Source organism: Pseudoalteromonas sp. SR41-7, from assembly GCF_014163935.1.
Classification (GTDB): Bacteria; Pseudomonadota; Gammaproteobacteria; order Enterobacterales; family Alteromonadaceae; genus Pseudoalteromonas; species Pseudoalteromonas distincta.
In genome coordinates this window covers 86,104-96,829 of record NZ_JACJEF010000017.1, presented here as the reverse complement: position 1 = coordinate 96,829, position 10,726 = coordinate 86,104, and the positions used below count along the sequence as shown (strand labels likewise).

Sequence of the window (10,726 nt, the reverse complement as noted above, 5' to 3'; positions counted from 1 at the left end):
TAGCTCAATGGCACGTGCTTTTTTAGCTTCTGCCTCGGCTTGCGCTTTTTCTTTCTCTTTAGCTTTACGCTCTTGCTCTAGCTTTTTAATATTACGTGCTTCTGATTCGCGTTGCTTACGTGCATTGGCCGCTCTGCGTTCTAAATCACGGATACGTTTATCTTCAGCACTTTTTTTATCTTTTTCTTTCTTTTGAAGTTCAGCAATTTTTTGCTCAACTTGTTTTTGATCAACTGTAACGGCCGATACCGCTTTATCTGGCGTAGGTATAGCCGAATTAAGCGTTACTTCCATTACTTTAGGTGTTGGCGGATGGATATTTGCAGAAGCATACAAAAACCCACCAATCCCTAAATGAAGTACTATTGATTTTACTACTGAACTATTCATACAGCTACTTCCCCTCAAAGGATTCAGTCATTAATCCTACTGATGGTACGCCTGCATTTTTCAAAAAATCCATTAGTAATAATACTTCTTGATACGACACCTTACCCGAGCCTTTAATCATTACCGGCACGTCAGGGTTTTTCATTAGCTGTAATTTTATAACCGCCGCTACATCCAGTGCTTCCATAGGCTCTTCAGGATCAGTACCTACACTCACGTAATATTTACCTTGTGCATCTATTGAAGCAATAATAGGCGGAGTATCTTTAGTATCAACTAAATCAGACTCTTCCATTTTAGGTAAATCAACTTTTACACCATGCGTAATAAGCGGTGCTGTAGCCATAAATATTATAAGTAGTACCAACATTACATCAATGTAAGGTACTACATTAATCTCTGCGACCGGACGGCGCTTTTTACGCTGATACATTCGCTTGTGCCTCTATTTGTGTAGCTGCTTGACGGTGTAAAATATTAGCAAACTCTTCCATAAAGTTAATATAGTGAGACTCAAGCTTTTCAACACTGTTTGAAAAACGGTTATAAGCAATAACAGCAGGGATCGCCGCAAATAAACCCATAGCAGTCGCAATAAGTGCCTCTGCAATACCTGGTGCTACCATTTGTAATGTAGCTTGCTTAACTTCACCTAGTGCTATAAAGGCATTCATTATACCCCACACTGTACCAAACAAACCGATGTACGGACTTATAGAACCTACTGTTGCTAAAAACGATAGACTAGATTCCATTTTTTCAATTTCACGAGAAAGCGCAACACGCATAGAGCGGTGCGTTCCTTCCATAACAATACTCGCACTTTGAAATGTATTCTTTTTATGACGAGCAAACTCTTTAAAGCCCGAAGTAAACAAAGCTTCAATGCCTTGAGACTGACCGCTGCGTGACGATATCTCGTTATATAATTTGCTTAAATCAATACCCGACCAAAACTTTTGCTCAAATTTCTTAGCATTTATTAGCGCATCCGATATTGCTTTTTTACGTTGAAATATAATTGTCCACGACATTACAGACATGGCAACTAGCCCTAACATTACTAATTGAACAAGCAAACTTGCTTCTAAAATTAGATCTAAAAAATTAAGCCCTGATCCCACGTTAAACTCCTAAATAATTTCAAAATACGGCAAATTGGTTAATTTGTGTAAATATGACCGCTTACACGGCCAAAAGTTGCATCTAGTGTATCTAGTCCATTTCAAGCTGACAACGGTATTGCTATGAATAGGCAACAAAAAACGTTAAAAAAACAGCTTTAGTTAGCATTTCCCTTTGCCTCAGTATTTTATTTAAACTTTTAAACAAACTCGCTAACTATAAATATGCGTAAATATATACATGAAACGTCATAAAATGCGCCGTTTATTCAAAATAAGAGCATAAACACTCAAAACCTATAAGCCTCACCTCCACGTAATAGTAAAACTAATACCGAGCTATAACGAAATAAATTACTTAAGTTATAAATTTCATAAACTTATAAATTTAACGATTAATTAACGCACAAGATTCAAACAACAATAAAATTCACTAAATTAGTTTTTCTAATCTGAAAACACAAATTTTCTAGTTTGAACAAAAAAGTAAACTTACGTATTATTCCCCCATACCGAGCTAGCGCACTGAATGAGATAGTTTCATTAAGCCAAGTTCTTAGTAATAGGATATTTTATCGTATTACATTGTTTTACTCTTTCTGGATAAAACCAAATTTAGTAAAACGTAGTTCCCCTGGATTACTTCCTTCAACTTGTTGTTTGCCCGCATTTTTTGCGGGCTTTTTTTTGCCTGCAATTTAGTGCGCTACATATTTTATTTATAAACTAATAATTGCCCTACCTAATTTACAATAAGTAATTCGCTTACTAGTTTGAATGGTACGCAGGATAGCCTCGCGAGTCTTAACGCCCTGTGAATTAACAGTTAACTATAAAGCGTATTAGTATTTTGAAATAACATTTGCAACAGTGTGTTGAGGTTTTGAGTATAATAATTTGAAACAAAGGGATACTGAGACAATTACCTGCTGCGCAATAAACCACAGCAAGTAAAGTATATAGGCTAGTCTTTTTTAGGAAGTAAACCAAAGTGATGATATGCACTATCAGAGACTATGCGCCCACGTGGTGTTCGCTGAATAAATCCTTGCTGGATTAAAAATGGCTCTATTACATCTTCTATTGTTTCACGCTCTTCACCAATAGCAGCCGCTACATTGTCGAGCCCGACAGGGCCGCCCATAAATTTTTCGATTATGGCGAGTAAATATTTGCGGTCCATATAATCAAAACCACTTTTATCTACGTCAATCATATCAAGGGCTTGCTTAGCTACATCGGCGTTTACTGTACCGTCAGATTTTACTTGAGTGTAATCGCGTACACGGCGTAATAAGCGGTTTGCAATACGTGGTGTGCCGCGTGAGCGCTGGGCAATTTCGGTAGCGCCATCGTCACACATTTCTAAACCAAGATAATGTGCAGAGCGCCCTACTATGTGCGACAAATCTTCTACAGAATAAAACTCTAATCGCTGCACAATTCCAAAACGGTCACGCAGTGGCGATGTAAGCGAGCCTGCTCGAGTGGTTGCACCAATAAGTGTAAATGCAGGTAAGTCTAATTTAATAGAACGCGCAGCTGGGCCTTCGCCAATCATTATATCAAGCTGGTAGTCTTCCATTGCGGGATACAGTATTTCTTCAACTTGCGGGCTTAGCCTGTGTATTTCATCAATAAACAGTACGTCGCCCTCTTCTAAATTAGTAAGTAGAGCAGCTAAATCGCCTGCTTTTTCAAGTACAGGGCCTGATGTTGTTTTAATACTTACGTGTAACTCATTGGCTACAATATTTGCAAGCGTGGTTTTACCAAGCCCAGGTGGGCCAAATATTAATAAATGATCGAGCGCTTCACCACGGGTTCGGGCAGCTTCAATAAAAATTTCCATTTGCTGCTTAACATGAGGCTGGCCTCTGTAGTCGGCTAAAAGTTTTGGTCTTATTGCACGATCTATAGAGTCTTCATTTGTTTTTTCAGTCGCATCAATTAAGCGATCCGCTTCAATCATGGGTTACTCACAACATAGATTTTAAAGATTCTCTAATAAGAACCTCAGTAGACATATCGGGTTTACTTATCGATTTTACTGCTTTTTGAGCTTGTGGCAATTTATAACCTAATGCAAGCAGTGCCGATACGGCATCATCCGCTGCATTATTAGCAATTGTCGCATCGCTCATTGGCTCTATTACTGCGCTGTCGCTAAATGGCGTAAATAAATCATTACCCCAATCTTTTAATCTGTCTTTCATTTCGAGTACTAAACGCTCGGCTGTTTTTTTACCGACACCCGGTAATTTAACTAGCGATGTTGAGTCTTCGTTATTTACACAGCTTACAAATTGCTTTGCCGACATGCCCGATAAAATAGCTAAGCCAAGTTTTGGCCCAACGCCATTTGCTTTTAATAGCTCTCTAAACAAGGCGCGTTCAACTTTATTATTAAAACCAAATAATAATTGAGCATCTTCACGCACTACAAAGTGGGTGTAAACAATCGCGTTTTCACCAATTTTTGGTAAATCGTAAAAACAGGTCATTGGCATTTGTACTTCGTAACCGACACCACTTACTTCGAGTAATATTTCTGGTGGCTGTTTTTCGACTAAAATACCATTTAAGCGGCCTATCATAGTTATTTCCTTAGACGTCCTCTAACGGTTTTGCTTGCGCTACCCGCTAGTTTAATTAAATTTTGTTCTGAGTGGGCGTGGCAAATCGCAATAGCGAGTGCATCTGCTGCATCGGCCTGTGGCGTACCAGGTAGTTTTAAAATATTTTTTACCATGTGTTGCACTTGTGTTTTATCTGCGCCACCGTTGCCTACTACTGCTTGCTTAATTTGCCTAGCTGAGTATTCAAATACGGGTAAGTCGGCCATCGCAGCGCCAACTATCGCAGCGCCTCTAGCTTGGCCTAGTTTTAAAGCTGAATCGGGGTTGTGCGCCATAAATACTTTTTCAATGGCAAAGGTTTCTGGCGAAAACTGCTCAATAAGCTGTGTAATGCCTTGGTAGATCATTTTAAGCCTAACCGGAAAAGGATGATCGGCTAACTTAATACAGCCACTGCCTAAGTATGTAAATTTAGAACCTTGATGGGCAACAACACCATATCCGGTCAAACGTGAACCAGGATCGATCCCTAAAATGATGGCCAAACAGCGCTCCATTGTTATTATTTTTAAATTACGCTAATAATGCCAGAGCACTGTATAAATTACCAGTACAAAGAAAAACAAAAATGCCCACGTACTAGGTGGGCATTTACAGAGCATGTTAGTTTAAGCTTACCCTAGGGCACGCACTAATCCTTGGGTGTTTTGTTTAAGTGTTCGGGCAATCATTAAATAACCTAAACCTGCCACAAATACGCCGCCAGCTACCGGACCTATAATCCATATATGTGGGTGTAACTTACCTGCTAAATCAAACATTTGTTGCTGCACAATCAAAAGCGCTATATCACTAAAAAATGCAGCCACTAAACCAGCTAAACCGCCTAGTAATAAAAACTCATACAGGGTCGCGTTTTTAATTAATCGGCTTTTAGCGCCAAGCGTTCGCAGTATGACAATTTCTTGCATACGCTCACCTAAACTAGCTTGCACTTGTGATATAAGTACAAGCGCGCCACACAGCACAACAATTGCAAGTACAAAGCCAATGGCGAGCGATACTTGCGAAATAGTAGTTTGTATTTGCTTAACAAAGTTATCAATATCAATGGCTGTAATAGTAGGGTAAGTACGTAATAACTGGCTAAAGTCACGTTTTTGATCTGGATTTATACGTACCGACGAAATATACGTCGCGGGAAAATCTGCAAGTACATCAGGGCTTAAAATAATAAAAAAGTTAGGTTTAAGCGTGGCCCAATTTACTTTGCGCACACTGGTGATTTTAGCGTCGAACGACTGCGAACCAATTAAAAATGTAAGCGTATCGCCTATCTCAACATCTAAACGCTCAAGCATCGACTCCTCTACTGAAGCCTCAGCCATCGCATTGTCACCAAACCACGAGCCTTGTGTTACTTCATTTTGGTCAGGCACATCTTTAAGCCATGTAAGGTTTAGCTCGCGGCCAATACCTGCACGTGCTTCTTCGTCTTTTTTCTCGTTGTCTTGCAGCGATACAGAACGTGCTACCAACTCGCCGTTTACCGCATTTACGCGCCCACGAATAGTTGGATAAAACTCTGATACCTGAATATCTTTTTGAGCTAAATATTCATTAATTGGCTCAAGCTCATTTTGCGTAATATTAACCAAAAACGCATTAGGCGCGTCGCTTGGAAGTTGCGACTGCCAATCAGATATCATGTCGTTTTTAAGTACCACTAAAAACAGCAGTAATTTAATCGCTAACGAAAAACTAATTAACTGTACCGCGTTCACATTTGCACGCTTTTGGATAGATGCAATTGCAAGCGACCAACTATTACCTGGCTTTAATCCTAGCTTTCGACCACCACCAAATATTAATTTAGATACTAAAAACAGCACACCAATTAGCGCAAGTGTTGATATAAACAAAATAAGCGTTATTTTTATGTTGTTACTAAATAACCACATTAATAAAAACACAGTTAGCGCACTCATACCTAAATGCACACGACTTACAGCCAACTTGTCACCTAAGTTACGGCGCAGTACTCTAAGCGGTGGAATATCAAATAAATCAAATAACGGTTTAATAGAAAACATAACGGCACAAATTACGCCAGTGCTTATAGCTACCAGCCAAGGTTTAAAGCCACCTAAAGGCAGCTCTGTGCCCATACTTTTTGATAAGTAACTTGTTGCTATTTCTTGCAAGCCATAACCAATTAACAGCCCAATACTTACCGCCATTGCACATACAAGCAATAAATGGAGCATGTATATTTTGCGGATCATTGAACGGCTACCGCCTAGCGTTTTCATCATCGCTACTGGGTCGTATTGGCGTTCACAATAACGTTTTGCTGAAACAGCTATAGCCACTGCGGCTAAAATAATACCTAATAAGCCGGCTAGTAATAAAAAGCTCTCTGCGCGGTTTAAGCTGTTTGAAATGGGTGATTGGCGGTCTTTAACGCCATACCATTGTTGGTTTTCTTTCATTTGTGGTTTAAGCCACTCGTAAAAGCTATTTATATCGGCCTCACTACCTGCATAAAGTTGGCGATAATAAACACGACTACCCGGCTGCACAACTTCGGTTTTTGCCACATCGTCAATATTAATAAGCACACGACGGCTACTTGAAAATACATTAAATGGCGCGTCTGGCTCTTCTACAATAACTTTTGAAACATTAAATAATGCCGCGCCAAGCTCTACTTGCGCGCCTATATCAATATTTAAACTGTAAAATACCGACTCACTTAGCCACACATTACCCGGCGTTGGCCCGCTATTAGCAACTTTAGTTTCACCGGTTAGGGTATCTTTAACTTTTAACTGCCCTTTTAGCGGGTACGCATTAGATGCCGCTTTTACTGAGCTAAACTGCATTTCATCATCGGCAAACAACATAGTGTCGAAATACACCATTTGCGCCGTTTTTAAATTTTGGCTCTGTGCTTGAGTAATAAAAGCGGTGTCCAGAACATGGTCGCTTGCAAGTACACGGTCTGCTGCAATAAAAGCACTGCTTTTTTGCGCAATACTTTGCCCTATTCGCTCAGTAACCATAGACAATGTAAGAACGGTTAAAACAGCAAGGGCGATAGCTGCGCTTATAACCGTGAGCTCACCACGGCGAAATTCTCGCGAAAATAACTTAAGCGCTAACTTAACCCACATTAGCAACGTCCTCTACTTGGCTTTTTACCAGTAAACCCGCTTCTATTTGAATAATGTGCTCACATTTTTGTGCAAGCCCTTCATCGTGAGTTACCAAAATAAGCGTAGTACCGTGCTGAGTATTTAAATCAAATAATAAGGATTCAATCATTTTACCGTTTTTGCTGTCTAAATTAGCCGAAGGCTCATCAGCAAATAGTATTTTAGGTGTACCAATAAATGCTCGCGCAATAGCAACACGCTGCTGTTCACCGCCAGAGAGTTGCGACGGGTAATGATCAATTCGATGGCTCAAGCCTACTTTTTCAAGCAAAGCAATTGCTTGCTCTTTTGCATCACTTTCACCAGCGAGCTCTGCTGGTAGCATAACGTTTTCTAGTGCCGTTAAGCTTTGTACTAACATAAACGATTGAAACACAAATCCAATTTTAGCCGCGCGCAGTGCAGCACGCTCTTCTTCATCTAAATTGTGTAATGGCTCGCCATCTAAAAATATTTCGCCGCTGCTGGCGGTATCCAGCCCTGCTAATAAACTGAGTAACGTTGATTTACCAGAGCCAGACGTGCCAACAATAGCAACAGACTCACCATGCTTGACATTAAAGCTGATGTCGCTGAGGATGGGCAGCTCACCTTCAAAGGTAGAAACTATTTTAGACAAACCATTAACCTGAATTATATTTAATTGAGAAAGCGCTGACATATGACTCATTCAATCCTTCGTTTAGTATTCATTTTATTTTTAGTTATCAAACCGCTGAGCGCAGCAGCCGACAACACGATTTTAATACTCGGTGACAGTTTAAGCGCAGCCTACGGACTTCAACAAGAAGAAGGCTGGGTAAAATTGTTACAAGATAAATACGATGACGAACAAGCCGACATTGAACTTATCAACGCCAGTATTAGTGGCGAAACATCTGGTGGAGCCCTACGCCGTTTAGATGCATTGCTTGAGCAATACGAACCCACTCATGTACTTATTGAGCTAGGCGCTAATGACGGTTTACGTGGTTTCCCCGTTAAAAAAATGCAAACTAACTTAACGTCTCTTATTCAAAAAAGCCAAGCAGCTAATGCGATGACCGCCTTAATGGAGATTTACATTCCCCCTAATTACGGCCCGCGTTACAGTAAAATGTTTACTGACACTTTTTCGCGCGTTAGCGAAGAAACAAATGCGCATTTAATGAACTTTTTTATGCTCGATATTGCCAGCCAACCTGAGCTAATGCAAAACGATAGTTTACACCCTAACAAAAAAGCTCAGCCATTAATACGAGATGAGATGTATGACTCGATCAAAAAGTGGCTAAATAAAGACTAGCTAATTAATACACCGCAAGGGCGCCTTTTTAGGCCTCTTGCGTAATAAACACCCAAACAAACAATCGCTTATTGATTTTTAAAAAAATACACGTACTATTGCAAACAACGTCGGTATGTAGCGCAGCTTGGTAGCGCACTGTCATGGGGTGGCAGGGGTCGAGAGTTCGAATCTCTCCATACCGACCATTTTAATCCTCCAAAAACAACATCTTAAACCCAATTAAAAATAGTTCGCAATAACGCTGTGGTAAAATAGTGGTAATATTGTGGTAAAACTATTTTACGTAAATATATCCTTCTATCACTCGTAGACTTAACTTCAATTACTCGCTACCTTTAATTATTGTTTAACTTAAGGCGTACAAGCATGCACATTTTTTTAATGCTTGCCAGTATGATCATTGGCTTATCAATTGGAACCAATTTAACTTGGCTTCTTGGTTTGCCTGTTATTTTACTTAGTTTGCTATTCTTAAATATGGGCTCAGCAGCATGGCGTGAAAGACAAGAAGCCTTCGCATTATTTTTTGGCTTATGCTGCGGCGCATTTATTTTTGTCTCTAATTTAATATTGTAGATTGATCCGATACTCTGTAAAAGCCCACTTAATTGCGCGCTTTTTATTGAGTCGCTTTATTTTATTTTTCTACCATCAATAATTTAGCTCAATTAATAAAAAATCATATTTACCAATCCCCCTTGAAATATTCATCGCATATGTATATGTTGATATAAAGTTAATTGTAGAAAATGTTGTATTAAGCCCTTATTAATGGGTTGTGTGTATAGTTATTTATATAATTAAATACGATTTATCTTGTTTTCTATCTCAATACATGGATAATTTGCGCACTATTTTATTGCACGAGCGACAAGATAGATTTTGTAATGCGCTATACTAGGAGTATCGCTATGTTAAAGGGGACTGTTATGTTGTTAGCAACTTTGGTTTCCAGTGCTTTGGGTGCGGCTACCGCACATGACGAAGCTAAGTTATTTAGTTCGAATACTGTTGTTTGTCAGGATGAAATTTGCAACATGGATTTGAATCGAAAATTTGCAGATAAGTTGGCTCGTTTGGACGAGACTCTGCTGAAAGCTAGAAGTGCTTACTTTGAAATTGCTAATTCAGATGACCTCGAAGCGGGTACTTTTGAGAATATGGCTGATTTGGAAACTGCAGACGTTTTGCTAAGAGCTGTTTCACAGTACTTAAAACGCAACTGGGCCCAGCACAATGAAGAAATCTACAAAAATTACGGTAGAGAAATTCATGAAAATATAAAGTCATTAGTTGCAAAAACGGCTCAACTTCGGAAAAATATATCTAATATTTTAAGAGTATTGAAAGAAGCCCAAGGCCAGTTTATATCTTCTGATCATGATGAATTCACACCATCTGTTGAGTTTTTTACTGCAGCAGACATCGTCACAAACCGAATACTTAATATCCACTGAAGAGCAAAACATGGAAGTAAGCGTTGAATTTAGTGCAAAACTTGAAGCTGGCATAGAGCAATATGGATTTAAACTTGAGCCTCTTCGAGCTGATCTTGAAGCTTACTTTTCTGAAACTAAAAAACCTCATTACATCGGTAGAAATGCTCCTTTTGAAAGGCCTGAAGGAATTGAAGATGCCGAAGTTCACCATCTGCATGTTTTCATAGATGGGATATCTTGCCCAAGTACCTGGGAAAAAAAGCGAACATCTGATTCTTACATTGTATACACATATGGGTATATGAATGATAATGCTCACCTTGTAATGGCTATAATTAAAGATGATGCACATAAAAAATGCCGAAACGGTAGTACTATGAGGGATTTTAAGAAAATAGCTGAAGATTTTCGCGATAGGTACTAAGTAGAATTAGAATCGTTGATTCGATGCTCAGGGAGGATTCTTTTATGGAATATAATGCTAATACTGCCGCAAATGATGTTAGGCTTCCTTTATCTACTAGTGCAATACATGATGAAATCTCTAAGCAACTCCTTCAAGGCAAAGTCGTAGCTTCTGCTCCTGCGCCAGGATTAAGTACGTTCAAATGGAATGATGAACAGAAATCAAAATTTGTAGCTGCCATTAGCAAAGTTAAAGAGCTAGAGTCTATGTAACTAAAGTCTT

The 10,726-nt window shown here is 39.3% G+C and carries 13 protein-coding genes and 1 tRNA gene; 6 read left to right on the top strand and 8 right to left on the bottom strand.

Translation table 11 applies throughout. The features are described 5' to 3' along the window. The 8 genes from tolA to H5092_RS17955 all read right to left on the bottom strand — a co-directional run. Window positions 1–390 (bottom strand): cell envelope integrity protein TolA (tolA, locus tag H5092_RS17990; protein ID WP_182734440.1); only part of this gene is annotated, 390 nt, incomplete at its 3' end. A gap of 4 nt (window positions 391–394) precedes the next feature. Further along, the gene (tolR, locus tag H5092_RS17985) at window positions 395–823 is read right to left on the bottom strand and encodes a protein TolR (RefSeq protein ID WP_002960641.1); all 429 of its coding nucleotides are present in this window, start codon (window positions 821–823) and stop codon (window positions 395–397) included. Further along, on the bottom strand, window positions 810–1,514 hold the full coding sequence (gene tolQ, locus H5092_RS17980) for a protein TolQ (protein ID WP_002960643.1): 705 nt from the start codon (window positions 1,512–1,514) through the stop codon (window positions 810–812). The genes tolR and tolQ overlap by 14 nt, the downstream gene beginning before the upstream one ends. Window positions 1,515–2,478: 964 nt before the next feature. Continuing rightward, window positions 2,479–3,486, bottom strand: a complete 1,008-nt coding sequence (ruvB, locus tag H5092_RS17975) for a Holliday junction branch migration DNA helicase RuvB (RefSeq protein WP_002960645.1) — start codon at window positions 3,484–3,486, stop codon at window positions 2,479–2,481. A 7-nt stretch (window positions 3,487–3,493) separates the two neighbouring features. Then, window positions 3,494–4,111, bottom strand: a complete 618-nt coding sequence (ruvA, locus tag H5092_RS17970; RefSeq protein ID WP_002960647.1) for a Holliday junction branch migration protein RuvA — start codon at window positions 4,109–4,111, stop codon at window positions 3,494–3,496. 2 nt (window positions 4,112–4,113) lie between these two features. After that, window positions 4,114–4,638 carry a crossover junction endodeoxyribonuclease RuvC gene (gene ruvC, locus H5092_RS17965; protein WP_002960649.1) on the bottom strand — a complete coding sequence of 175 codons (525 nt, stop codon included), beginning with the start codon at window positions 4,636–4,638 and terminating at the stop codon, window positions 4,114–4,116. 129 nt (window positions 4,639–4,767) lie between these two features. Then, window positions 4,768–7,269, bottom strand: a complete 2,502-nt coding sequence (locus H5092_RS17960) for an ABC transporter permease (protein WP_182734437.1) — start codon at window positions 7,267–7,269, stop codon at window positions 4,768–4,770. Further along, complete coding sequence (locus H5092_RS17955) at window positions 7,259–7,972, bottom strand: ABC transporter ATP-binding protein (protein ID WP_154903889.1); 714 nt, start codon at window positions 7,970–7,972, stop codon at window positions 7,259–7,261. The genes H5092_RS17960 and H5092_RS17955 overlap by 11 nt, the downstream gene beginning before the upstream one ends. On the opposite strand from H5092_RS17955, the gene H5092_RS17950 reads away from it, so the two are divergent. The 6 genes from H5092_RS17950 to H5092_RS17925 all read left to right on the top strand — a co-directional run bounded on the left by H5092_RS17950 (window position 7,973) and on the right by H5092_RS17925 (window position 10,716). Further along, on the top strand, window positions 7,973–8,596 hold the full coding sequence (locus tag H5092_RS17950; protein WP_039490141.1) for an arylesterase: 624 nt from the start codon (window positions 7,973–7,975) through the stop codon (window positions 8,594–8,596). A 111-nt stretch (window positions 8,597–8,707) separates the two neighbouring features. Then, window positions 8,708–8,784, top strand: a tRNA-Pro gene (locus H5092_RS17945). A gap of 181 nt (window positions 8,785–8,965) precedes the next feature. Then, window positions 8,966–9,175: a hypothetical protein gene (locus H5092_RS17940; RefSeq protein ID WP_182734435.1), complete on the top strand. Its 210-nt coding sequence runs from the start codon at window positions 8,966–8,968 to the stop codon at window positions 9,173–9,175. 353 nt (window positions 9,176–9,528) lie between these two features. Then, window positions 9,529–10,056, top strand: a complete 528-nt coding sequence (locus H5092_RS17935) for a hypothetical protein (protein WP_182734433.1) — start codon at window positions 9,529–9,531, stop codon at window positions 10,054–10,056. A gap of 10 nt (window positions 10,057–10,066) precedes the next feature. Further along, on the top strand, window positions 10,067–10,462 hold the full coding sequence (locus tag H5092_RS17930; protein WP_182734431.1) for a type II toxin-antitoxin system YafO family toxin: 396 nt from the start codon (window positions 10,067–10,069) through the stop codon (window positions 10,460–10,462). A 44-nt stretch (window positions 10,463–10,506) separates the two neighbouring features. After that, window positions 10,507–10,716, top strand: a complete 210-nt coding sequence (locus tag H5092_RS17925; protein WP_182734429.1) for a hypothetical protein — start codon at window positions 10,507–10,509, stop codon at window positions 10,714–10,716. Window positions 10,717–10,726 lie beyond the last annotated feature (10 nt).

Bases quoted from the DNA above. Each gene is read 5' to 3' on its own strand.
- tolR (WP_002960641.1), bottom strand. From the start codon at position 823: ATGTATCAGCGTAAAAAGCGCCGTCCGGTCGCAGAGATTAATGTAGTA.
- ruvB (WP_002960645.1), bottom strand. From the start codon at position 3,486: ATGATTGAAGCGGATCGCTTAATTGATGCGACTGAAAAAACAAATGAA.
- ruvA (WP_002960647.1), bottom strand. From the start codon at position 4,111: ATGATAGGCCGCTTAAATGGTATTTTAGTCGAAAAACAGCCACCAGAA.
- H5092_RS17960 (WP_182734437.1), bottom strand. From the start codon at position 7,269: ATGTGGGTTAAGTTAGCGCTTAAGTTATTTTCGCGAGAATTTCGCCGT.
- H5092_RS17955 (WP_154903889.1), bottom strand. From the start codon at position 7,972: ATGTCAGCGCTTTCTCAATTAAATATAATTCAGGTTAATGGTTTGTCT.
- H5092_RS17950 (WP_039490141.1), top strand. From the start codon at position 7,973: ATGACTCATTCAATCCTTCGTTTAGTATTCATTTTATTTTTAGTTATC.
- H5092_RS17940 (WP_182734435.1), top strand. From the start codon at position 8,966: ATGCACATTTTTTTAATGCTTGCCAGTATGATCATTGGCTTATCAATT.
- H5092_RS17935 (WP_182734433.1), top strand. From the start codon at position 9,529: ATGTTGTTAGCAACTTTGGTTTCCAGTGCTTTGGGTGCGGCTACCGCA.
- H5092_RS17930 (WP_182734431.1), top strand. From the start codon at position 10,067: ATGGAAGTAAGCGTTGAATTTAGTGCAAAACTTGAAGCTGGCATAGAG.
- H5092_RS17925 (WP_182734429.1), top strand. From the start codon at position 10,507: ATGGAATATAATGCTAATACTGCCGCAAATGATGTTAGGCTTCCTTTA.